This is a genomic window from Fulverythrobacter fulvus, assembly GCF_037154085.1.
Classification (GTDB): Bacteria; Pseudomonadota; Alphaproteobacteria; order Sphingomonadales; family Sphingomonadaceae; genus Andeanibacterium; species Andeanibacterium fulvum.
This window is the reverse complement of record NZ_JBANRM010000002.1, coordinates 336,964-358,232: the sequence shown is the minus strand read 5'-3', so window position 1 is coordinate 358,232 and position 21,269 is coordinate 336,964. Positions and strand designations below refer to the sequence as shown.

Genomic DNA, 21,269 nt, shown 5'->3' with positions numbered 1-21,269 from the left:
TTCGGATATTCAATTCCAGCGAACCGGTCTCAGTGCTTGGCTTTCTTCTCAGCCCAGATGTTCCGGTAGGCGAGATAGGACAGCACGGTAGCAAAGATCAGGAAGCCCAGAACCGGCCAACCCGTCTGCTTGCGCTTGTCGAGGGTCGGTTCGGCCGTCCAGGTAAGGAAGGCCGCCACGTCCTTGGCCATGGCATCGACCGTGTTGGGCGAACCATCGGCAAAGGTAACCTGACCGTCGGTGAGCGGCGGAGCCATCGCGAGGTTCAAATTCGCGAAGTACGGATTGTAGTGCAGGCCGTTCGGCGTCTTCGAATCCGGGAACTTCTTGATCAGTTCCGCAGGCTGGTTCGCATAACCGGTCAGCAGCGAATAGACATAGGCCGCACCGTCATGACGGGCCTTGGTCATCAGCGAAAGATCCGGCGGAACCGCATTGTTATTGGCCGCACGCGCCGCGATGTCGTTCGGATAGGGCGACGGGAAGAAGTCCGTCGGCAGGCCCGGACGGCTATTCGCCTCGCCGGTGTTCGGGTCGACGCCCGGCACCTGCTTGCTGGCGGCAATCGCCTTCACTTCGGCTTCGGTATAACCGAGCTGCTCAAGATCGCGGAACGCGACATATTTCATCGAGTGGCAGGCCGAACAGACTTCGCTGTAGACCTGGAAGCCGCGCTGGAGCTGCTGCTTGTCGAAACGGCCGAAGGGGCCGTCGCTGGCAAGGTGCAGTTCCTTGGGCGTCTTGTGGAACTCGTGTTCGGCGGTCGGCGCGGCCGGCTCGGTAATCGCGGTGTAGGCGCCGCTGACAAAGGCAGCGAGCGCGGACAGCACGAAGAACAGGCCGACGGCGACGGATGCTATGAGGCGGTTCATGTGTCGTTTTCCCTCGGGACTGTTCGCTTAGCTCTTCGCCGCCAGCTTCGCTTCGTCATCCGAACCGAGCACCGCCTCGGTGATCGAGAAGGGCAGCGGCTTGGGCTTTTCCATCAGCGCGACAAGCGGAAGAACGACGAGGAAGTGGAGGAAGTAATAGGCCGTGGCGATCTGGCTGAGCATCACGTAGGGCTCTGCAGCCGGAGCGCCGCCGCAATAGAACAGGACGGCCATCGTCGGGATCAGACCGAACCAGAAGAACTTCTTGAACATCGGGCGATAGTGGCCCGAGCGCACCGGCGAGTTGTCCAGCCAGGGCAGGAAGAACCACACCAGGATCGCCGCGAACATCGCCAGCACGCCCATCAGCTTCGCAGGAATGAAGAAGATGTCGAAAGTGAAGGCGCGCAGGATCGCGTAGAACGGCCAGAAGTACCATTCGGGCACGATGTGCGCCGGCGTGGAGAGCGGGTTCGCCGGAATGTAATTATCCGGGTGGCCCAGCTGGTTCGGCATGAAGAACAGGAAGGCGCAGTAGATCACCAGGAACACGCCCAGCCCGAAACCGTCCTTCGCCGTGTAATACGGGTGGAAGGGCACGGTATCGCTCTCGGTCTTCACTTCCACGCCCGTGGGGTTCGACGAACCCGGGATGTGCAGTGCCCAGATGTGCAGGATCACGACGCCCGCGATCACGAAGGGCAGCAGGAAGTGCAGCGAGAAGAAGCGGTTCAGCGCGGCGTTATCGGGAGCAAAGCCACCCAGCAGCCAGGTCTGCAGCGGTTCGCCGATGACCGGGATCGCGCCGAACAGGCCGGTGATCACCTTGGCACCCCAGAAGCTCATCTGGCCCCAGGGAAGCACATAGCCCATGAAGGCGGTGGCCATCATCAGCAGGAAGATCACGACGCCCAGCAGCCAGATCATTTCGCGCGGCGCCTTGTAGGAGCCGAAATAGAAACCGCGGAAGATGTGGAGATAGACGACCACGAAGAAGGCCGAAGCCCCGTTGGCGTGCGCATAACGCAGCATCCAGCCCCAGTTGACGTCGCGCATGATGTGCTCGGTCGAGGCGAAGGCGACGCCCGCATTGGCTGCATAATGCATCGCCAGGATCACGCCCGTGACGATCTGCAGCATGAGGCAGAAGCCGGCGAGGACGCCGAAATTCCACATGTAGTTGAGGTTGCGCGGAACCGGATAGCCGGCGCCGACCGCATTATAGACGAGACGCGGCAGAGGCAGCTTCTCGTCCATCCACTTCATCACGGGATGCGACGGGGTGTAATGGTTTGCCCAGGGAAAGCTCATGATCTCTCTCTTTCGCCTCAGCCGATCTTCACGACAGTGTCGGAGGTGAATTCATATTCCGGCACTTCCAGATTCTTGGGAGCCGGACCTTTGCGGATGCGAGCCGCGGTATCGTAGTGCGAACCGTGGCAGGGGCAGAAGTAACCGCCGAACTCGCCCTTCACCTCGCCTTCGGCGGCGCCCAGCGGCACGCAACCGAGGTGGGTGCAGACACCCATGGTGATGAGCCAGTTTTCCTTGCCCGGCTTGGTACGCTCATCCAGCGTCTGGGGATCGCGCAGGCTGGCCGCGTCGACCGCGTTCGCCTCTGCGATTTCCTTCGCCGTGAGATTACGGATGAAAAGCGGCTGCTTGCGGAAAATCGCCTTGATCGCCTGACCCGGCTGGATCGCGCTGAGATCGACCTCGGTCGAACTCTCGGCCAGCACGTCCTTCGACGGAGCCATCTGGCTGATCAGGGGAACGAGCGTCGCAATGCCGCCGACGCCAGCGGCACCGACTGCCGCGATATTGATGAAGTCCCGGCGCCGGATGCCTTCACCTTCCGTCCCGGCGATCGTTGCCGGGTCTGCGGTGCCAGTCGTATCTGCCATCAACCTTGCCTTGCCTGTCGGCCGTACCGGCGGACCCTTCCGCCGGCAAAGCCGGGAAAACCAACAAAAGTCGCGCGTTCAGGAAGCCCCCGCCGCAAGCATAGAACACAGGTCTAGCGCCTGCTGCCAATGCCGACTTGGGCGGGCTGATAGACGAGAGGCGCCCCTATGCCAACAGGCATTTTGGCGGTTTTGCGACCCTCTTGCAGCTAGAGGGGAAAAGGCAGGCCGATCAGCGAGAATTGGCGCCCGTAATTGGGCTCCGCCCGATGGGTCGAGCGGCGGAAGGAGAAGAAGCGATCCTCCTGCCTATAGGTGTCGAGGCCCAGGCCCTCCACTGCGGCGATACCGGCGACTTCAAGGCGTGCGGCGACATAGGATTCGAGGTCGAACTGGAAATGCCCCGGCCTGCCTTGTGCGAAGAAGCGCGCATCTTCCGGTGTGAAATTGCCGCGGAAATCCTCGCCCACTTCATAACTCGGCTGCGCGATGCAGGGGCCGATCGCGGCCACGATGCGATCCCGCCGGGCGCCCAGCGCCTCCATGGCCTCCACTGTCGCTTCGGCGACGCCGCCATGGGCGCCGCGCCAGCCGGCATGGGCCGCGCCGACCACCCCCGCATGACGATCCGCGAACAGAATCGGCGCGCAATCGGCAGTCACAATGCCCAGCAGCGTGCCGGGCCTTGCCGTCACCAGAGCATCGGCGGTGGGACGATGATCGTCGCTCCACGGTTCTTCCACCGTGACGCAGATCGCCGAATGAACCTGATGGACCGCCACAAGCGGCGCGCCGGGCAGCACTGCCTCGCCCGCGCGGCGGCGATTCTCCGCCACGGCGGCCGGATCGTCGCCCGCGCCGAAGCCGACATTGAGCCCGGCGACGAGCCCGGTCGAAATTCCGCCACGGCGCCCGAGGAAACCGTGCGGCACGCCTTCCAGCAAGGCGGCGCAATTCACTTCGACGGCTTCGGACAGAGAATCAGCCAAGGCTCTTGGTCACCTGCTCATACGTGTCGGCCGAAAGATTCGGCGCCGCCGCAATCCGCTCCAGCTCTGCGCGCATCATTTCCGCCCGCTTCGGTTCGATCCGGCGCCAGCGGCCCAGCGGCGGGACGAAGCGGGCCGCCGTCTGCGCGTTGAGCGGATCGAGCGCGAGAATCAGATCCGCAATCATCCGATAGCCTTCGCCATCGGCCGCGTGGAAGGCATGCGGGTTCACCGCGAAGCCCATGTAGAGCGAGCGCACCCGGTTGGGGTTCTTGAGCGTGAAGTCCTCGTGCAGCGCCAGCGCCTTCACATGTTCCAGCGCCTGCGGGTGGAGCGACTGCGCCTGGAGCGAGAACCATTTGTCGATCACCAGCGCATTGCCTTCATAGCGGGCGTGGAAATCGGCCAGCAATTCTTCCCTCAAAGGCGTATCCAGCCCGGCCAGAACCATCAGAGCGCCCTGACGGTCGGTCATATTATCGGCCGCGCGGTACTGGGCAGCGGCCAGTTCCGCCGCCTTTTCCGGCACAGCGGAGGCGAGATAGACCAGGGCCTGCGTCTTCACCTTGCGTGCGCCGCGCGCTTCCGCTTCCAGACTATAGGGCACGGCGGAGGCGCGGGCGTGGAGGGCAGTGAATTCCTCTTCCAGCTGCGCGCCGAGCCAGGCCTTAAGCCCCTCGCGCTCGCCATGGACAGCGGCGGGATCGGAAACCAGCATCTGTTCGGCAAGATAGGTCTGGCTGGGCAGCAACATCAGTTCGCCGCGCATCAGATCGTCGAGCGCGGAATCGGTCAGCACCGCCCGCAATGCCGTGGCAATCGCCGCGCGGCCGGCAGCGCGCGAGGAATCGTCCAGCGTGCCGCCCAGAGCCGCCGTGAGATGGCCCACGGTGAGTTCCTGCATCGCTTCATAGCGGGCGAAGGGATCGTCATCCTTCGCGGCAAGGAAGACGAGATCGTCATGGCTCATCTCGCGCTCGATCGAGACCGGGGCGGAAAAGCCGCGATTGATCGAAAGCACGGGAGCTTCGCTGAAGCCGCTGAAGGCAAAGCGCGCTTCCGCATCCTTCAGCACAATCAGTTCCTCGCCCCGATGCGTGCCACTTGCCCGGTCGAACAGGGCCAGCCGCAGCGGGATCACCATGGGCTGCTTCACCTTCTGACCCGGAGTCGCGGGCACGATCTGGCTCAGATGCAGCGTGGCGGTATCGCCCGCATGGTCCAGCCGCACGGTCACCTTGGGCGTACCTGCCTGCGAATACCACAGGCGGAACTGCGCGAGGTCCAGCCCGGCGCCTTCCTCGATCGCCTTGACGAAATCCTCGCAGGTCGCGGCCTCGCCATCGTGGCGGTCGAAATAGAGGTCGCTGCCCTGCCGGAACCGCTCCGGGCCGGCCATGGTGCGCATCATGCGGATCACTTCCGCGCCCTTGTTGTAGACGGTCGCGGTGTAGAAATTGGAGATTTCCTGATAGGAATCCGGCCGGATCGGATGGGCGAGCGGGCCCGAATCCTCGGGGAACTGCGCCGCGCGCAGCACGCGCACATCCTCGATCCGCTTGACGGCCTCGGACCCCATGTCCTGGCTGAACAGTTGGTCGCGCAGCACGGTGAAGCCCTCTTTCAATGAGAGCTGGAACCAGTCGCGGCAGGTGACGCGGTTGCCCGACCAATTATGGAAATACTCATGGGCGATCACGCTTTCGATGCCGTCATAATCGGCATCGGTCGCGGTTTCCGGGTCCGCCAGCACATAGCGGGTGTTGAAGACGTTGAGCCCCTTGTTCTCCATCGCCCCCATGTTGAAATCGCTGACGGCGACGATGTTGAACAGGTCCAGATCATATTCGCGGCCGAAGACCTGCTCGTCCCACTCCATGCTCTTGATGAGGGAGCGCATGGCATGGTCCGTCCGGTCGAGATCGCCGGGGCGCACCCAGATGTTCAATTCGACTGCGCGTCCGCTCATAGTGGTGAAGCTGCCGCGATTGGCGACTAGATCGCCCGCCACCAGCGCGAAGAGATAGCAGGGCTTGGGCCACGGATCGTGCCATTCGGCCCAATGACTGCCGTCCGCATTCTCGCCAGCGGCTTCGCGGTTGCCGTTGGAAAGCAGCACGGGGAAAGCCGCCTTGTCGCCCGCCATGCGCACGCGATAGGTGCTCAGCACGTCGGGGCGGTCGGGGAAAAAGGTGATGCGGCGGAAGCCTTCCGCCTCGCACTGGGTGCACAGCATGCCGTTGGAGGCATAGAGGCCCATCAGCTGAGTGTTCTGCGCGGGATCGATCTCGGTGACGATTTCCAGCGAGTGCGCCTCGCCCGGCAGCGCGATCAGCAGATCGCCGCGTTCGAGCCGCCAGCTATTCACTGCCTCGCCATCCACAAGCACTTCCAGCGGAGAGAGGCCGTCGCCATTGAGGCGGATCGTTCCATCCTTTGCCGCCTCGGGATTGGCCGCCACTTTCAGCGTGGCGCGGACCCGCGTCTTCTCAAGCCCAAGCGAGAAATCGAGCGACACTTCGGGCACCAGCCATGCGGGCGGGCGGTATTCTTCGCGCATGACGATGATCGGGGCATGGGGCGTCTCGGCCGCGTCGGCCATCTCGGGATTGGTCACGATATCCATGCTTTTTCACTTAAGTGCTTTGCAGGCCGCATCCAATGGCTAGATTGGCGGCATGGCCCATTTCCTGATCTTCGGCCTTGGTTACACGGCCGGCTTCATCGCCAGAGACCTGCGGGCGCAGGGCTGGCAGGTCGATGCAACGGGCAGAAGCGGCAATATCGCCTTCGATGACGAGCACGGCGTGCACGAGGCGCTGGATCTGGCCAGCCATGTGATTTCTTCCGTCCCACCCGATCCCGAGAGCGGGCTGGACCCGGTGCTGCAACGCTATGGCCCGGCGCTGGCAGGCCGCTGGCTTGGCTATCTCTCTTCCACCGGCGTCTATGGCGACACTGGCGGGGCCTGGATCGACGAGGGCGCGCCGACCGGCGGCGGCAGGCGCACGGCGCGGGCCGCAATCGATACGCGCTGGCTGGAACTGGGCGCGCATGTGTTCCGCCTGCCCGGTATCTACGGACCGGGCCGCAGCGCGCTGGACCGGGTGCGCGAAGGCAAGGCGCGGCGGATCGACGTACCGGGGCAGATGTTCAGCCGGGTGCATGTGACAGACATTGCCAGCGGCGTGGTGAAGGCCGTGAACGCGCCAGCCGGAGCCTATAATCTGGCCGACGATTATCCCTGTTCGCAGAACGAGGTGATCGAGGAAGCCTGCCGCCTGCTGGGCGCGCCCCTGCCGCCGCTGGTTGCGCTGGAAGATGCCGGGTTGAGCGAGCAGGCGCTGGCCTTCTACACGGAAAACCGCCGCATCGCGAATGGCAAGGCCAAGCGCGTGCTTGGCTGGAAGCCCGCATACCCCACTTATCGCGAAGGGCTGCGCGCCCTCAACGCCAGCACCATGCCCAGCAGCGCCAGCACCGCCCCGGCAGCCGAAAGCAGCGACCAGCGATAGCCTTCCGCCAGAGTCGAGATCAGCATGGCGACAATCGGCACCACCACGCCATTATAGGCCGCGCGGCCCGGCCCAAGCTCGCGGATCAGGGTGAAATAGAGCGGGAAGGTCACGACCGACCCCATGATTCCCAGATAGAGCACCCCGGCGAGATAGCGCGCATCCAGCGGCAGCACAGGCGGGCCTGCGAGCACCCAGGCAATGCAGAAATCGCCCACGGCGCCCCACAGCAGCGCCCAGAACAGCATGGCGAGAATCGGTTGCCGCCGGGCCGTCTGCCCGGCCTGCATCACATTGGCCGCCGACGCCGCGAGAATCGACGCACAGGCCAGCACGATACCGGTGACGACCCCGCCGCGCGCCAGCCCGCCGGCCAGTGACGCCACCTGCGCTTCGTGCAGCAGCAACAGGCCGATCCCCGCCAGCGCCACCAGCGTTCCCACAACGAAGCGGGCCGTCACCCTGATCCCCAGGAAGACCCGCCCCAGCAGCGCATTGGGCAGCATCAGCATGGCGAACATCACCGCGACGATGCCCGATGTGAGATAGGCCTCGGCCCGGTAGAGCAGGTTGAAATTGAGGCAGAACTGAGTGAGCCCGAATAGGGCGGCCACAACGTGCCCTCCGCGGCTCAGGCGGAAACTCTGCCCGCGCGCCAGCACCAGCACACCCATGCCGATGGCCGCGACGATGAAACGCCAGGTGACCGACCAGCTGGGCGGCGCGGCGTGGAGCTGATCCTTGATCGCAAACCACGTCGCGCCCCAGATCAGGGCGGTCAGCGTGAAGGGAATGACGATGGCGGGCCGCAGCAGGGGTTGGGCGGCGCCGTCGGCAGGCGTCTCGCTCATAGGGCGGCAATCGCCTTTGCCAGCGCGCCTGCGTGTTCAGCCTTCGTATCCCACGCCGTGACCATACGGACGGAGGCATCGTCCCAGTCATAGAAAGCGAAGCCCTGCGCCCGCAGGGCCGCGCGTTCCGCGCCGTCCATGCGCAGGAACACCTCGTTCGCCTCCACCGGATGGAGCAGGCGATCCAGCGCGCCGCTCGCCACTTCCAGCGCCGCCGCATTGGCCGCGCGGGCATTTTCCAGCCACAGGCCTTTTTCGACCAGCGCGAGCACTTGTGCCGCCAGGTAACGACCCTTGGACTGCAAATGCCCGGCCCGCTTGCGCCGCCAGCGGGCAAGGTCGGCCTGAGCAGGATCGAAGAACACCACTGCCTCGGCATCCATCCCGCCATTCTTCACGCAGCCGAAGCTCAGCGCGTCGACCGGCCCGGCCGATTCGGACGGCGAGCAGCCAAGGAAAGCGGTGGCATTGGCAAAGCGTGCGCCGTCCATATGCAGGCCAAGGTCGTGGCTCTTCGCCAGCGCGCCGATCGCCGCCAGTTCATCCGGACAATAGGCCCGGCCATATTCGCTCGCCTGCGTGATCGAGATCGCCTGCGCCGGCACCTGATGCACGCCGCGCGTAATGCCCGCCAGCACCGCGCCGATGCTTTCCGGCGTCAGCTTCGCCCCTTCCCCATCGGCCAGCAGCAGCTTGGCGCCATGGAGGAAAAAGCCCGGTGCGCCGCACTCGTCCATTTCGATATGGGCCTCGCGGTGGCAGATCACGCCGCCATGGGGCTGCACCATGGTAGTGAGCGCAAGGCAATTGGCCGCCGTGCCGGTGGCCACCCAGATCGCCGCCACCTCGCGCCCGAACAGGGCCGAAAATGCCTCGTCCATCCGCTGTGACACGGCATCGCCGTCATAGGGCCGGTCCGCCGAATCGGCTGCCTGCATTGCCGCCCACACTGCCGGATGCACGCGCGCCGCATTGTCGGAGAGGAACTGCATGGCAGCGCCATGGACCCGGGCCGGGCCATGTGCAAGATTCCCGCGAAGGCAGAAGGAGCATCCCCATGGAAGGCTTATCCATCACCCGCATCGATCATGGCGACCATGGCGAATATCGCGCCCATCCGGCGGACAGTCACTTCATCGGCCGCCTGACATGGGTGCAGCAGGACGATATCCGCACGGTCGATCATACTCTCGTGCCCAAGGAGATCGGCGGACGCGGCATTGCGAGCGAACTGGTGAAAGCGCTGATCGCCGATGCGCGCGAGCAGGGTTTCCGAATCGTGCCGCAATGTTCCTATGTCGCCGCCCAGTTCCAGCGGCACCCTGAATGGGCCGATCTGCGCGCCTGACGCCCATTCCTCGCCGGTCCGCGCCCTGCCTGCGGTGAGCGCCGGAACAGGTCGCATGGCCTCCCGTTGGTTCTTCATGGGCGAGGCGGATGCATCGCGCCGCCATATCGCCTCCAACCCAACGGAGAGATGCGACATGAACCAGATGACCAACGACACCTTCGCGACCGGCTCCACCGGCACTCGCCCTCTGGAAGATGACGAGACCCATGACCTCATCTCGTCCGACAAGGTCGATGGCACGGCGGTCTATTCCACCGATGGCGACAGGCTTGGCCATGTGAATCACCTGATGATCGGCAAGCGCAGCGGGCAGGTGAAATATGCCGTGATGAGCTTCGGCGGCTTTCTGGGCCTGGGCGAAAGCTATCACCCGATTCCCTGGGATGCGCTGGATTACGACACCGAAAAGGACGGCTATGTCGTGGCGATCGACAAGGAAAAGCTGCGCGATGCGCCCTATTACACGGGCGACGAGCCGCCCGCATTCGACACGGCCTATGGCAGCAGCCTCTATCGTTATTACGGTGTTTTCTACTGACGCCGCATAATCGGGCCGGGCGGCCCGACGCATCCGCACCGGCCCCGGGGCCTCGGCGCAAGCCGGGGCCCTTCGCTTTTGGGCCACGTTCCGGAAGTTCTTTCAGGAAAGTAGGGAAATGGTGCTGCTGGGGAGGATTGAACTCCCGACCTCAGCCTTACCAAGGATGCGCTCTACCACTGAGCTACAGCAGCCAACCATTTCATATGCGGGGCAAGGCGCAAAAGCCCTGTCCGGCAGGGGCGCGCTATTGGCGGGGCCGGCAGGGCTTGTCAAGCACTGCCCGGCTGCGGCAATGCCTTTCGCAATGAAGGACGATCCCGCCACCCTTACCCGAGAAGAACGGCTTGCCGCCAAGCTCCGCGAAAACCTGCGCCGCCGCAAGGCGCAGTCCCGCGAGATGGAGACGCGCGAAATGCAGGACGGCAGCGCGGATCGGGGCGAAAACGCCGCACTTCCCAAAGAGGCTTCGAAAAGCTAGGGCGACGTGCTCCCGACCGAGAGCAGGAGCAGATTGCCCGTGTCCACCCCCCGCGCCAGCCTTATCCTAGTCCGTCATGGCCAGAGCCAGTGGAACCTGGAAAACCGATTCACCGGCTGGTGGGACGTGGACCTGACCGATCAGGGAATCGCCGAAGCGCGCGCCGCGGGCGAATTGCTGGGCGCCAAGGGCCTGCTGCCCACCCGCGCTTTCACTTCGCTGCAGACCCGCGCGATCCGCACCCTGCATATCGTGCTGCGCCATTGCGGCCGCCTGTGGATTCCCGAAACCAAGGACTGGCGCCTGAACGAGCGCCACTATGGCGGGCTGACCGGGCTCGACAAGGCGGAGACCGCCGCCAAGCATGGCGACGAGCAGGTGAAGATCTGGCGTCGCAGCTTCGACGTGCCGCCCCCGCCGATGGATGCGGGCGGGCCTTTCGACCTGGCTTCCGATCCGCGCTATGCCGGGATCGACGTGCCGGCGACCGAAAGCCTGAAGGACACTATCGCCCGCGTGCTGCCCTATTACGAAAGCACCATCCTGCCTGAGCTTTCCGCAGGCAAGACAGTGATCGTCGCCGCACATGGCAATTCGCTGCGCGCGCTGGTGAAGCATCTGTCGGGCATTTCCGACGATGATATCACCGGGCTCGAAATCCCGACCGGCCAGCCCATCGTCTATGATTTCGACGATGCCCTGGTGCCGGGCGAACGGCACTATCTGAAGGACAGGTAAGATGGGGGAAGCGACTGCACCGAGCGGGGCGCCGAAAGTGGCGATCATCATGGGCAGCCAATCGGACTGGCCGACCATGCAATGCGCCGCCAAGGTGCTCGACGATCTGGGTGTCGCTTACGATGCGCGAATCGTTTCCGCCCATCGCACGCCCGAACGCATGTTCGATTTTGCCCGGTCGGCCGAAGCGCAGGGCTTCCACGTGATTATCGCGGGTGCAGGCGGCGCGGCGCATCTGCCGGGCATGGTCGCCTCGCTCACTCACCTGCCCGTGCTGGGCGTTCCGGTGAAGTCCAAGGCGCTGTCCGGGCAAGACAGCCTGCTTTCCATCGTCCAGATGCCGGCAGGCATTCCCGTGGGCACACTGGCCATTGGCGAAGCGGGCGCGACCAACGCCGGACTTCATGCCGCCGCGATCCTCGCCTTGTCTGACCCCGCCCTTTCGGACAGGCTGAAGGCCTGGCGCGCGGCCAATACGGCATCGGTGGCGGAAAAGCCTTCCGACGACTAGAGCGAGGTCCATGCTTCTTCCCGGCGCCACAATCGGCATTCTCGGCGGCGGCCAGCTCGGCCGCATGATGGCGGTTTCGGCCGCCCAGCTCGGCTATAATTGCCATATCTACGCGCCGGAGACGGAAAGCGTGGCGGGCGAGGTTTCCGCCCGACTGACCCGTGCCGACTGGCACGACACACAGGCGCTGGCCGATTTCGCCGCGCAATGCGACGTCATCACTTACGAGTTCGAAAACGTCGCCGCCGGCCCGCTGGCGATGATCGCGGACATCGCCCCGCTGCGCCCCGGCCCGAAGGTGCTGGAAATTGCCCAGTCGCGCAGCAACGAGAAGAATTTCGCACGCGATTGCGGCGGGGTAACCGCGCCCTTCGCGCTGGTCGAATCGCCAGAACAGCTTGCGGCGGCAATTGCCGAGATCGGCACGCCCTCGATCCTGAAGACCAATCGCCTCGGCTATGACGGCAAGGGCCAGATCCGCCTTTCCGGCGGAGAAGACCCGGCACAGCTTTGGCAGGAGATTGGCCGCCATGCCTGCGTGCTGGAAGGCTTCGTGACTTTCGCCGCGGAATTCTCTGTGATTCTGGTGCGCGGCCTCGATGGCGAGATTCGCTTCTGGGATAGCGCCGAAAACGTCCATGTCGGCGGCATCCTGGCCACTTCGACCGTGCCGGGATCGCCTGCGGTGCAGGCCCAAGTGGCCGAAGCCCGTCACTTTGCCGCGCGCATGGCGGAAGAGCTTGGCTATGTCGGCGTGCTCTCCTGCGAATTCTTCGCCACGGATGACGGCCCGGTATTCAACGAAATGGCGCCCCGGGTGCACAATTCGGGGCACTGGACCATCGAAGGCGCGGTGACGAGCCAGTTCGAAAACCACATCCGCGCGATCTGCGGTCTGCCACTGGGCGATACCTCGCTCACCGGCGCGCAGGTGGTGATGGACAATCTGATCGGCGACGAAGCACTGGACGTGCTGCCCATCCTGCTGGACGGGGCGAACCACCTGCACCTGTACGGCAAGAGCGAGGCGCGCGAAGGCCGCAAGATGGGCCATGTGACGAAGGTGATCCGCTGATGGCGCGCGACATTTTATTCATCGTTGCACGTGCGAGCGATGGGACAATTGCCATCGATGGCCGGGTTCCCTGGCAGATTTCCGCCGATCTCAGGCGGTTCAAGCGGCTGACCATGGGTACGCCGATGGTAATGGGCCGCAAGACTTTCGAAAGCCTGCCCGGCCTGCTGCCCGGCCGCCGCCATATCGTGCTGACCCGCGATGCCGCATGGCAGGCCGAGGGCGCGGAAGTGGCGCATTCGGTGGAGGAAGCGCTGGCGCTGGCGGGCGATGGCGATGTTTCCGTGATCGGCGGGGCGGAAATCTTCGCCCTGTTCGAGCCCCTGGCCACCCGCTTCGAACTGACCGAGGTGCACGAGGATACGAAGGGCGACGTCCACATGCCCTATCCCGGCCCCGAATGGCGCGAGATTGCGCGCGAAGACCATCCCGCCGCCGATGGCTGGCCGCCCTACGCCTTCGTTACACTGGAGAAACGCCCCTGATGCGCCTCGACCACCGCCAGCCGATCCCCGAAAACCTGCGCGGCGCGATCGTGGCGCTGGGCAATTTCGACGGCTTCCACCTGGGCCATCAGGCCGTGGTCAGGGAAGCGGTGGAATGGGCACGCAGCGAAGGCCGCCCGGCGATCATCGCCACGTTCGACCCGCATCCCATCCGCCATTTCGCGCCGCATGTGCCGCCCTTCCGCCTCACGACGCTGGACCAGCGCGAGGAAATGTTCACCGCCGCCGGGGCGGATGCCATGCTGGTGTTCCATTTCGACGAGGATCTCGCCACCACCCATGCCGACGATTTCGTCTGCACCCTGCTGGCCAAGCGCATCGGCGCGGCCGGCGTGGTCACGGGTGAGGATTTCACTTTCGGCAAGGGCCGCGACGGCAATCGCGAAACGCTGATCGCGCTGGGCAAGCCCCATGGCATCGCCGCGCGCGCCGTGCCCGAAGTGATGGAAAGCGGCATGGTCGTGTCTTCCAGCCGCATCCGCGATTCGCTCAAGGCCGGGGAATGCGACGTGGCCACTCGCCTGCTGACCCGCCCCTTCGCCGTGCGCGGCACTGTGCAGCATGGCGACAAGCGCGGCCGGGAAATCGGCTTTCCCACCGCCAACATGGCACTGGGCGCCTATCTGCGCCCGCGTTTCGGCGTCTATGCGATCACCGGCACCGTGCTGGATACGGGCGAGCAGCTGAAAGGCGCCGCCAATATCGGCATCCGCCCGCAATTCGAGCCGCCGATCGAACTGCTCGAACCGCATTTCTTCGATTTCTCCTCCGATCTCTACGATCGCGAGATCGAAGTGCAGTTCCGCCACTTCCTGCGGCCGGAGGCGAAGTTCGATTCGCTCGACGCACTGATCGCGCAGATGAATCGCGACTGCGACCGCGCGCGCGAATTGCTGGCCTGAGAGCCCCGGCCATGGCCGATATTCCCGTGGTGGAAACCGAAAGGCTGCTGCTGCGCGGTTTTCGGCCGTCCGACCGCGAACCCTTCATGGAAGCGCTGGCGAAGGACGAATTCGCCCGCACCATCTCGCGCGAGGGGCGCGGCCTGACACGCGAAGAGGCGTGGCGTTCCATGGCCATGATCAATGGCAGCTGGTCGCTGGAAGGCTTCGGCAATTGGGTGGTCACGCTGAAGGAAACGGGCGAGACTATCGGCCGCCTCGGCCCCTTCGCCCCGCCGGGCTGGCCCGGTTTCGAAGTGGGCTGGGCGATTTTCCCGGAACATCAGCGCCGCGGCTATGCCGTGGAAGGCGCCGCCGCCGCTCTGGTCTGGTGCAAGGAAGCGCTGGGGCACGATCTGGTCATGCACTGCATCCTGAAAGGCAATGCGGGCAGCGAAAAGACGGCTGCCGCGCTCGGTTCGCAGCCCGAACGGGACTGGAGCCCGCCCTGGGGCGGCGATGTTACCATTTGGTACACGCATTGGGATGAATTCACCCGCAGCATGCCCTATCGGCAGCTGATGGCGTGGCGCAGCGGCGCCTGATCGCGATTCGGGGGGAATCATGGGGGGTAATCGAAAAGCCTGGCTCACCGGGGCCGGGATGGTGCTGGCGCTCGGCTTCGTGGCGCTGACCTTCACCAATGCAAGCTGGCTGGCCGACGCGCCGCGCGGCACGCCGTGGAAGGTCGCCCATCGCGGCATCGGCCAATATGCCGCCGGCACGGGCCCCAACGGCTGCAGCGCTGCCGCAATCGAACCGCCGGTGCATGAGTTCATCGAGAATAGCCTGCCCTCGCTCGCCCAGGCCCGGCGCCTTGGCGCAGGCATGCTGGCAGTGGACCTCGTCCCCACGGCGGACGGCAAATTCGCCGTGTTCCGCGATACAGCGCTCGATTGCCGGACGGATGGCAAGGGCGAAGTGCGCAAGCGGACGATGGACGAGCTGAAGCAGCTCGATATCGGCTATGGCTACACTGCCGATGGCGGCAAGAGCTTCCCACTGCGCGGCAAGGGCGTGGGCGCCATGCCTTCGCTGGACGAATTGCTGGCGGGTTTTCCCGATACGCCGATCCTGTTCAACCTCACCGGCTTCACGCCCTCGGATGTGGACCAGCTGGCCCGCACCCTGCGCGGATCGCTGCGCGACGTGGACAATTCGCGCGACGGTTTTTCGGGCGACACCCCCGCCATCCGCCGCATTGCCGAACATTTCCCCAATGCCTGGGCCTTCAGCGTGGAAGGCGCGAAGGCCTGCCAGAGCGACTATATGCTCGGTGGCTGGACCGGCGCCCTGCCCGACAGCTGCCGCGGCGGTACCATGCTGGTGACGATGGAAAACAGCCTCTTCCTGTGGGGCTGGCCCAATCGCCTGATCCAGCGGATGGAGGCACAGGGCGGGCACATGATGATCGCCCCGCCCGCGCGCGATGGATCGCCGCTGGGCGGCCTTTCCCTGCCCGAACAGATCGGCGAGATTCCCTCCACTTTCAACGGCCATATCCTGATCGACGACATGTGGACCGTGGGCCCCGCCCTGCATCCCTCGCTGGATAAGAGACGCGACGATGAAATAGAGCGGGCCGAAGCGGGGCTCGAAAGACGCAGGCAGTCCCAATAGTCTTTATCAGGCCGGTTCTTTGCTCTAACGGCGCAGCCATGTCAGAACAGCGCGATTATCGTCCCACGGTTTTCCTTCCGAAGACCGATTTCCCGATGAAGGCCGGCCTCCCCGAGAAGGAGCCGGGCATTCTTGCGCGCTGGCAGGCCGATGGGCTGTATGAAAAGCTGCGCGCCGCCCGCGCGGGCGCGGAAAAATTCATCCTGCACGATGGCCCACCCTATGCGAATGGCGACATGCATATCGGCCATGCGCTGAACCACATCCTGAAGGACATGGTGGTCCGCACCCAGAGCCTGCTGGGCAAGGACGCGCCCTATGTGCCCGGCTGGGACTGCCACGGCCTGCCCATCGAGTGGAAGGTCGAGGAAGAATACCGCAAGAAGAAGAAGAACAAGGACGAGGTTCCCGCAAAGGAATTCCGCGCCGAATGCCGCGCCTATGCCCAGAACTGGGTGAATGTGCAGCGCGAACAGCTCAAGCGCCTGGGCGTGAACGGCGATTGGGACCATCCCTATCTGACCATGGATTTCCAGGCCGAAGCCACCATCGTGGGCGAGTTGCTTAAATTCGCGGAAGCCGGCCAGCTCTATCGCGGCGCCAAGCCGGTGATGTGGTCGCCGGTCGAGAAGACCGCGCTGGCCGAGGCCGAGGTCGAGTATGAGGACATCGTCTCGACCCAGATCGACGTGGCCTTCGAGATCACCGAGAGCCCGATCAAGGAACTGATCGGCGCCTATGCGGTGATCTGGACGACGACCCCTTGGACGATCCCGGTGAACCAGGCTTTGGCCTATGGGCCGGAGGTCCCATACGTGATGGTTGTGGATGGAGATAAGCGTCTCCTCGTTTCAGCGGGTCTCGTCGAAGAACTAGAAAAGCGGCTTGGCCGAGGTTTCGACACGCCTGCCCGACCCGAAGGTGATAGCTGGTGGATAGGTGCTCAACTCGCCGGCACCGTTGCCCGCCATCCGATGCATCATCTCGGCGGCTTCTATGCCGAACCGCGCCCCTTCCTGCCCGGCGACTTCGTCACCACCGACAGCGGCACCGGCCTCGTCCATATGGCGCCCGACCATGGCGAGGACGATTTCGACCTGTGCAAGGCGCATGGGATCGAGCCGAAATTCGTGGTGGAGGCCGATGGCCGCTATCGCGAGGACTGGGCGTGGCTGCCGCGCACCGACGAACGCTCGATGAGCGTCATCAATCCCAAGTTCAACGCGCCCGATGGCCCGATCTGTTCGGACCTGCGCGAAGCAGGCGGGCTGCTGGCCGCATCGGCGGATTACAAGCATTCCTATCCGCATAGCTGGCGCAGCAAGGCCAAGGTGATCTTCCGCTGCACGCCGCAATGGTTCGTGCCGATGGACCGCCCGCTGGCCACGCTGGAATTCCCGGTCGCCCCGCTTGACGGCATCGGCGGCGCCGTGGCTGCGGCGGTTGCCGCCGATAGCGGTACGCTGCGCGAAGTGGCGCTGAAGGCCATCGCGGAAACCCGCTTCGTGCCCGACAAGGGCCGCAACCGCATCGGCAGCATGGTGGAAGGCCGCCCGGACTGGGTGCTGTCGCGCCAGCGCGCCTGGGGCGTGCCGATCACCCTGTTCGTCGATCGCAAGACCGGCCAATATCTCAACGATCCCGCCGTCAATGCCCGCATCGTCGCCGCCGTGCGCGAACAGGGCGTGGATGCCTGGGATGACGAAAACGCACAGACACTGCTCGGCAGTGATTACAAGCTCGAGGATTACGAGCGGATCACCGACATTCTGGACGTGTGGTTCGATTCGGGCAGCACTCATGCCTTCGTGCTGGAAAGCGGCCGCTGGCCCGAATTGCTACGCCCCGAAGGCTATGAAGGCCCGCCGGCGGACCTTTATCTGGAAGGCAGCGACCAGCATCGCGGCTGGTTCCAGTCCTCCCTGCTGGAAAGCTGCGCCACGCGCGGCCATGCGCCCTACAAGGCTGTTCTGACCCACGGCTTCACCATGGATGCCAAGGGCATGAAAATGTCCAAGTCGCTCGGCAACACCGTCAGCCCGCTGAAGGTGATGGAGCAATATGGCGCGGACATCATCCGCCTTTGGGCGCTCTCGGTCGATTACACCGAAGATCACCGCATCGGGGACGAGATCCTCAAGGGCGTGGCCGACCAGTATCGCAAGCTGCGCAACACCTTCCGCTATCTGCTGGGCGCGCTGGACGGCTTCACCGAGGAAGAACGCCTGCCGGTGGAAGAAATGCCGCAGTTGGAGCATTACATGCTCGCCCTGCTGCGCGATCTCGATACCGAACTGCGCCGCGCGACCGACGCCTTCGACTTCAACGCCTATGTCCGCGCGCTGACCGATTTCTGCAATGAAGACCTTTCGGCCTTCTTCTTCGATATCCGCAAGGACAGCCTCTATTGCGATGCTGTGTTTGATGGTGTTTCGGGGGACCCGCGCCGCCGCGCCTATCGCAGCGTGCTGGACACTCTGTTCCACGCGCTGATCCGCTATGCGGCGCCGGTGCTGGTCTTCACCTCGGAAGAAGTGTGGCAGAGCCGATATCCGGGCAGCGACAGCGTGCATCTGCTGGTCTGGCCGGAACTGCCGGAAGCCCATGCCGCCATGGCGGACTGGAAGGGCCTGCGCGAGTTGCGCCAGAAGGTGACCGAGGCAATCGAACCGCTGCGCCGCGACAAGACGCTGGGTTCCAGCCTGCAGGCCGAAGTGACCCTGCCGGAAGGCCCGCTGCCTTTCGACGAAGCGCAATTGGCCGAGCTGTTCATCACCGCGTCAGTCACGCACGCTAAGGGCGATGATGTGATCGTGACAGCCACCTCCAAGCACAAATGCGGCCGCTGCTGGCGCCATCTGCCCGAAGTGGCGGAAGACGGCGCCCTGTGCGACCGCTGCGAGAGCGTGGTTGCCGAAATGGACGCCGCCTGATGACCGCCGTCACCCGCAACCGCCTTTACGGCTTCGGCCTTGCAGCCACCGTGCTGGCGCTCGACCTGTGGGTGAAGGGCCTGATGCTGGGGCCCCTCGCCCTGCGCAGCCAGCCTGGCGGCCAGATCGAGATCCTGCCCTTCTTCAACTTCACCTGGACGCGGAATTTCGGCGTCTCGCTGGGCATGTTGCAGGCCACTTCGGCCGAAATGCGCTGGGGCCTGGTGGCGATGACCGGCCTGATCGCGCTGGTGGTGCTGGTGTGGATGCTGCGCGAGCGCAAGCTGTGGGACATCCTGCCGCTGGCCTTCGTGCTGGGCGGCGCACTGGGCAACATCCGTGACCGCACCGTCTATGGCTATGTGATCGACTATGCCGACCTCCATTTCGGGGAATGGCGGCCCTTCATGATCTTCAACATCGCCGATGCCGCGATCAGCATCGGTGTCGTGATTATCCTTGCCCGCGCGATCTTCCTGCGCGAAAAGCCTGCTCACACGAGCGCCGAGACGGCCCCGGAGACGAATTGATGCGCAAGACCACCACCATCCTCCTGCTGCTGGCCGGTTCGGCCATGCTGGCTTCCTGCGGCAGCGGCGGCGGCATCTTCAACCGCGCCCGTCCCGACGAATTCGCGGTGCAGCGCCAGGCGCCGCTGGTGGTTCCGCCCGATTTCAACCTCGTGCCCCCCGCCCCCGGCGCCCCGCGCCCGGCCGAAGGCACTGCCAGCCAGCAGGCGCTCGACACACTGTTCGGCGGCACGGCGCCGCGTTCCAGCGTGGAAACCAGCGCGCTCGACAAGGCGGGCTCGGCCGAAGCCGGCATCCGCTCCGCCGTGGGCGATACGCAGACCAACACGGTGGACAAGGGCACGGTCACCCGCGCCATCGTCTCCGCCCCCCAGGGCGACGGACGCGAAGCGCAGGCCGTGATCCCCGAACAGGGCTGATCGGCACCGACAGATTATGAAAAAGGCCCGCTTCGGCGGGCCTTTTTTGTTTTGCCTCAATCCCCCGTATCGGGCTCGGGCTCTTTCAGCTCGCTCACCAGCAGCTTGTCGATCCTGAGCCCGTCCATGTCGACGACCTCGAAACGCCAGCCCTGCGCCTCGAACACTTCGCCTTCGGCCGGCAGCTTCTTGAGCACGGCGAGGACGAAACCGGCGGCAGTGGCATATTCCCGGTCTTCCGGCAGTTCGATGCCCAGCCGTTCCGCCATGAGGTCAGCCGGCATGAAGCCCGCGATCAGCAGCGAGCCGTCCGCCCGCTCGATGAGCTGCGGCATGTCGCCTTCATCCTGATGGCTGACGAAAGTTCCCACCAGCGCCATCAGCAGATCCGCCGGTGTAACGATGCCTTCGAGATGGCCATATTCGTCATGCACCATGGCCATGCCGGTGCCCGATTGCTGAAGCATGCGCAGCGCGTCCATCGCGTCCAGCTGGTCGGGAATCACTTCGGGCTTGCGCAGCAGGCTGTCGAGATCGAAGCGCTTCTTCGTCAGCATCAGCGCCAGCACTTCACGTACTTTCACCACGCCGAGAATCTTGTCAGGCGAGCCTTCGGCCACCGGCAGCAGCGAATGAGGCGAGGCGGCAATCGTCTCGCGGATCTCCGCCTCGCTCGAAGCCCGGTCGATCCAGTCGAGTTCGGTGCGCGGAGTCATCAATTCGCGCACCGGGCGGCTGGCGAGCTTCATGATTCCCGCCATAATCGCGCGTTCGTCTTCCTCGATGGCGCCCGAGCGGGTCGCCTCGGCGAAGATCATCTGCAGCTCTTCCGCCGTCAGCCCATGTTCGCCGCGATGGCCGATACGCAGCAGCCGCATCAGCGTGGCGGACGACTTGTCGAGCAGCCACACGAAGGGCGCCGCCACCTTGGACAGGATTTCCATCGGCCGCGCCATCAGCAGGGCAATCGGCTCTGCCGCACGCAGGGCGAATTGCTTGGGCACCAGTTCGCCCACCACCAGGCTGAAATAGGTCGTGAGCACAATCACCAGCGCAAAGCCGACTTCGTCCGCCACCTTGTCCGGGACGCCCAGCAAGCCCAGCCTTTCGCCCACAGGGCCGCCGAGGCTCGACCCTGAATAGGCACCGGCAATGATGCCCACCAGCGTGATGCCGATCTGGACGGTGGAGAGGAACTTGCCCGGATCGGCCTCCAGCGCCAGCGCGGCCTTGGCGGCCTTGCTGCCCTTTTCAGCTGCAACTTGCAGGCGCGCCGGGCGCGCAGAAACGATAGCCAGTTCGGACATGGCGAACAGGCCATTGAGCAAAATCAGTCCTGCGATGATCAGGACGTCGATCCAGGGGAAAGGTGTCACACCGCATCGCTAGCAGATTCTGGCCGCCCCGCAAATCGCTCAACCCGCCCATTGTGCCTGGGCGGGTTCCAATCCGTTCATGTAAGAGTAAAGACCGGAAAGGCAGCAGGAATTGACGC

Annotated in this window: 22 protein-coding genes and 1 tRNA gene; 14 read left to right on the top strand and 9 right to left on the bottom strand. The window is 64.6% G+C overall.

All coding sequences use genetic code 11. The annotated features are described in order from the left end of the window. Window positions 1–29: 29 nt before the first annotated feature. The 5 genes from WFP36_RS07490 to pepN all read right to left on the bottom strand — a co-directional run bounded on the left by WFP36_RS07490 (window position 30) and on the right by pepN (window position 6,391). A complete protein-coding gene (locus WFP36_RS07490) occupies window positions 30–872 on the bottom strand; it encodes a cytochrome c1 (RefSeq protein WP_336979306.1) in 843 nt (280 codons plus the stop codon). A 27-nt stretch (window positions 873–899) separates the two neighbouring features. After that, window positions 900–2,183, bottom strand: coding sequence for a cytochrome b (locus WFP36_RS07485; RefSeq protein ID WP_336979304.1), 1,284 nt, complete (start codon window positions 2,181–2,183; stop codon window positions 900–902). Window positions 2,184–2,200: 17 nt separating this feature from the next. Continuing rightward, window positions 2,201–2,776 (bottom strand): ubiquinol-cytochrome c reductase iron-sulfur subunit, encoded by a 576-nt coding sequence (gene petA, locus WFP36_RS07480; protein WP_336979302.1) that lies wholly within the window; start codon window positions 2,774–2,776, stop codon window positions 2,201–2,203. 209 nt (window positions 2,777–2,985) lie between these two features. Continuing rightward, on the bottom strand, window positions 2,986–3,753 hold the full coding sequence (gene pgeF / locus WFP36_RS07475; protein ID WP_336980028.1) for a peptidoglycan editing factor PgeF: 768 nt from the start codon (window positions 3,751–3,753) through the stop codon (window positions 2,986–2,988). Window positions 3,754–3,757: 4 nt separating this feature from the next. After that, the gene (gene pepN / locus WFP36_RS07470; RefSeq protein WP_336979300.1) at window positions 3,758–6,391 is read right to left on the bottom strand and encodes an aminopeptidase N; all 2,634 of its coding nucleotides are present in this window, start codon (window positions 6,389–6,391) and stop codon (window positions 3,758–3,760) included. A 52-nt stretch (window positions 6,392–6,443) separates the two neighbouring features. Between pepN and WFP36_RS07465 the strand changes: the two genes are divergently transcribed. Next, window positions 6,444–7,280, top strand: a complete 837-nt coding sequence (locus WFP36_RS07465) for a Rossmann-fold NAD(P)-binding domain-containing protein (RefSeq protein ID WP_336979298.1) — start codon at window positions 6,444–6,446, stop codon at window positions 7,278–7,280. Here the strand turns inward: WFP36_RS07465 and WFP36_RS07460 are convergent. Further along, window positions 7,190–8,131: a DMT family transporter gene (locus tag WFP36_RS07460; RefSeq protein WP_336979296.1), complete on the bottom strand. Its 942-nt coding sequence runs from the start codon at window positions 8,129–8,131 to the stop codon at window positions 7,190–7,192. The two genes, WFP36_RS07465 and WFP36_RS07460, sit on opposite strands and share 91 nt — an antisense overlap. Further along, window positions 8,128–9,123: a threonine aldolase family protein gene (locus tag WFP36_RS07455; protein WP_336979293.1), complete on the bottom strand. Its 996-nt coding sequence runs from the start codon at window positions 9,121–9,123 to the stop codon at window positions 8,128–8,130. Before WFP36_RS07455 ends, WFP36_RS07460 begins: the two co-directional genes overlap by 4 nt. Window positions 9,124–9,188: 65 nt before the next feature. On the opposite strand from WFP36_RS07455, the gene WFP36_RS07450 reads away from it, so the two are divergent. Both WFP36_RS07450 and WFP36_RS07445 read left to right on the top strand, forming a co-directional pair. Continuing rightward, complete coding sequence (locus WFP36_RS07450) at window positions 9,189–9,479, top strand: GNAT family N-acetyltransferase (protein ID WP_336979291.1); 291 nt, start codon at window positions 9,189–9,191, stop codon at window positions 9,477–9,479. A gap of 55 nt (window positions 9,480–9,534) precedes the next feature. Continuing rightward, complete coding sequence (locus tag WFP36_RS07445; protein ID WP_336979289.1) at window positions 9,535–10,020, top strand: PRC-barrel domain-containing protein; 486 nt, start codon at window positions 9,535–9,537, stop codon at window positions 10,018–10,020. 119 nt (window positions 10,021–10,139) lie between these two features. Here WFP36_RS07445 and WFP36_RS07440 read toward each other — a convergent pair. Next, window positions 10,140–10,214: transfer RNA gene (locus WFP36_RS07440), tRNA-Thr, on the bottom strand. Between the two features lie 113 nt (window positions 10,215–10,327). On the opposite strand from WFP36_RS07440, the gene WFP36_RS07435 reads away from it, so the two are divergent. From WFP36_RS07435 to WFP36_RS07385, 11 genes are read left to right on the top strand one after another with little or no spacing between them, the layout of a single operon-like run. Next, a complete protein-coding gene (locus WFP36_RS07435; protein WP_336979287.1) occupies window positions 10,328–10,501 on the top strand; it encodes a hypothetical protein in 174 nt (57 codons plus the stop codon). Window positions 10,502–10,540: 39 nt separating this feature from the next. Next, a complete protein-coding gene (gene gpmA, locus WFP36_RS07430) occupies window positions 10,541–11,239 on the top strand; it encodes a 2,3-diphosphoglycerate-dependent phosphoglycerate mutase (protein ID WP_336979285.1) in 699 nt (232 codons plus the stop codon). Window position 11,240: 1 nt separating this feature from the next. Continuing rightward, entirely contained in the window at window positions 11,241–11,750 is a 510-nt protein-coding gene (gene purE, locus WFP36_RS07425) for a 5-(carboxyamino)imidazole ribonucleotide mutase (protein ID WP_336979283.1), read from the top strand. Window positions 11,751–11,760: 10 nt separating this feature from the next. Continuing rightward, window positions 11,761–12,825 (top strand): 5-(carboxyamino)imidazole ribonucleotide synthase, encoded by a 1,065-nt coding sequence (locus tag WFP36_RS07420; protein WP_336979281.1) that lies wholly within the window; start codon window positions 11,761–11,763, stop codon window positions 12,823–12,825. Beyond that, complete coding sequence (locus tag WFP36_RS07415) at window positions 12,825–13,310, top strand: dihydrofolate reductase (RefSeq protein WP_336979279.1); 486 nt, start codon at window positions 12,825–12,827, stop codon at window positions 13,308–13,310. Before WFP36_RS07420 ends, WFP36_RS07415 begins: the two co-directional genes overlap by 1 nt. After that, window positions 13,310–14,233 (top strand): bifunctional riboflavin kinase/FAD synthetase, encoded by a 924-nt coding sequence (locus WFP36_RS07410; protein ID WP_336979277.1) that lies wholly within the window; start codon window positions 13,310–13,312, stop codon window positions 14,231–14,233. The genes WFP36_RS07415 and WFP36_RS07410 overlap by 1 nt, the downstream gene beginning before the upstream one ends. Window positions 14,234–14,244: 11 nt before the next feature. After that, window positions 14,245–14,817: a GNAT family N-acetyltransferase gene (locus WFP36_RS07405; RefSeq protein WP_336979275.1), complete on the top strand. Its 573-nt coding sequence runs from the start codon at window positions 14,245–14,247 to the stop codon at window positions 14,815–14,817. A 19-nt stretch (window positions 14,818–14,836) separates the two neighbouring features. Next, a complete protein-coding gene (locus WFP36_RS07400; RefSeq protein ID WP_336979273.1) occupies window positions 14,837–15,892 on the top strand; it encodes a glycerophosphodiester phosphodiesterase family protein in 1,056 nt (351 codons plus the stop codon). Between the two features lie 38 nt (window positions 15,893–15,930). After that, window positions 15,931–18,825: an isoleucine--tRNA ligase gene (gene ileS, locus WFP36_RS07395; RefSeq protein ID WP_336979271.1), complete on the top strand. Its 2,895-nt coding sequence runs from the start codon at window positions 15,931–15,933 to the stop codon at window positions 18,823–18,825. Next, window positions 18,825–19,355 (top strand): signal peptidase II, encoded by a 531-nt coding sequence (gene lspA / locus WFP36_RS07390; protein ID WP_336979269.1) that lies wholly within the window; start codon window positions 18,825–18,827, stop codon window positions 19,353–19,355. The genes ileS and lspA overlap by 1 nt, the downstream gene beginning before the upstream one ends. Further along, complete coding sequence (locus WFP36_RS07385; RefSeq protein WP_336979267.1) at window positions 19,355–19,774, top strand: DUF3035 domain-containing protein; 420 nt, start codon at window positions 19,355–19,357, stop codon at window positions 19,772–19,774. The genes lspA and WFP36_RS07385 overlap by 1 nt, the downstream gene beginning before the upstream one ends. Window positions 19,775–19,830: 56 nt before the next feature. Here the strand turns inward: WFP36_RS07385 and WFP36_RS07380 are convergent, their stop codons facing one another. Continuing rightward, window positions 19,831–21,150, bottom strand: coding sequence for a hemolysin family protein (locus WFP36_RS07380; protein ID WP_336979265.1), 1,320 nt, complete (start codon window positions 21,148–21,150; stop codon window positions 19,831–19,833). Window positions 21,151–21,269: the final 119 nt, after the last annotated feature.

Excerpts from the sequence above, each read along its gene's own strand:
- lspA (WP_336979269.1), top strand. The coding sequence starts at position 18,825 with ATGACCGCCGTCACCCGCAACCGCCTTTACGGCTTCGGCCTTGCAGCC.
- WFP36_RS07485 (WP_336979304.1), bottom strand. The coding sequence starts at position 2,183 with ATGAGCTTTCCCTGGGCAAACCATTACACCCCGTCGCATCCCGTGATG.
- WFP36_RS07410 (WP_336979277.1), top strand. The coding sequence starts at position 13,310 with ATGCGCCTCGACCACCGCCAGCCGATCCCCGAAAACCTGCGCGGCGCG.
- WFP36_RS07415 (WP_336979279.1), top strand. The coding sequence starts at position 12,825 with ATGGCGCGCGACATTTTATTCATCGTTGCACGTGCGAGCGATGGGACA.
- WFP36_RS07460 (WP_336979296.1), bottom strand. The coding sequence starts at position 8,131 with ATGAGCGAGACGCCTGCCGACGGCGCCGCCCAACCCCTGCTGCGGCCC.
- WFP36_RS07385 (WP_336979267.1), top strand. The coding sequence starts at position 19,355 with ATGCGCAAGACCACCACCATCCTCCTGCTGCTGGCCGGTTCGGCCATG.
- WFP36_RS07490 (WP_336979306.1), bottom strand. The coding sequence starts at position 872 with ATGAACCGCCTCATAGCATCCGTCGCCGTCGGCCTGTTCTTCGTGCTG.
- WFP36_RS07420 (WP_336979281.1), top strand. The coding sequence starts at position 11,761 with ATGCTTCTTCCCGGCGCCACAATCGGCATTCTCGGCGGCGGCCAGCTC.
- ileS (WP_336979271.1), top strand. The coding sequence starts at position 15,931 with ATGTCAGAACAGCGCGATTATCGTCCCACGGTTTTCCTTCCGAAGACC.
- WFP36_RS07435 (WP_336979287.1), top strand. The coding sequence starts at position 10,328 with ATGAAGGACGATCCCGCCACCCTTACCCGAGAAGAACGGCTTGCCGCC.
- petA (WP_336979302.1), bottom strand. The coding sequence starts at position 2,776 with ATGGCAGATACGACTGGCACCGCAGACCCGGCAACGATCGCCGGGACG.
- WFP36_RS07465 (WP_336979298.1), top strand. The coding sequence starts at position 6,444 with ATGGCCCATTTCCTGATCTTCGGCCTTGGTTACACGGCCGGCTTCATC.
- WFP36_RS07445 (WP_336979289.1), top strand. The coding sequence starts at position 9,535 with ATGGCCTCCCGTTGGTTCTTCATGGGCGAGGCGGATGCATCGCGCCGC.
- WFP36_RS07450 (WP_336979291.1), top strand. The coding sequence starts at position 9,189 with ATGGAAGGCTTATCCATCACCCGCATCGATCATGGCGACCATGGCGAA.
- WFP36_RS07400 (WP_336979273.1), top strand. The coding sequence starts at position 14,837 with ATGGGGGGTAATCGAAAAGCCTGGCTCACCGGGGCCGGGATGGTGCTG.
- pepN (WP_336979300.1), bottom strand. The coding sequence starts at position 6,391 with ATGGATATCGTGACCAATCCCGAGATGGCCGACGCGGCCGAGACGCCC.
- WFP36_RS07455 (WP_336979293.1), bottom strand. The coding sequence starts at position 9,123 with ATGCAGTTCCTCTCCGACAATGCGGCGCGCGTGCATCCGGCAGTGTGG.
- purE (WP_336979283.1), top strand. The coding sequence starts at position 11,241 with ATGGGGGAAGCGACTGCACCGAGCGGGGCGCCGAAAGTGGCGATCATC.
- WFP36_RS07405 (WP_336979275.1), top strand. The coding sequence starts at position 14,245 with ATGGCCGATATTCCCGTGGTGGAAACCGAAAGGCTGCTGCTGCGCGGT.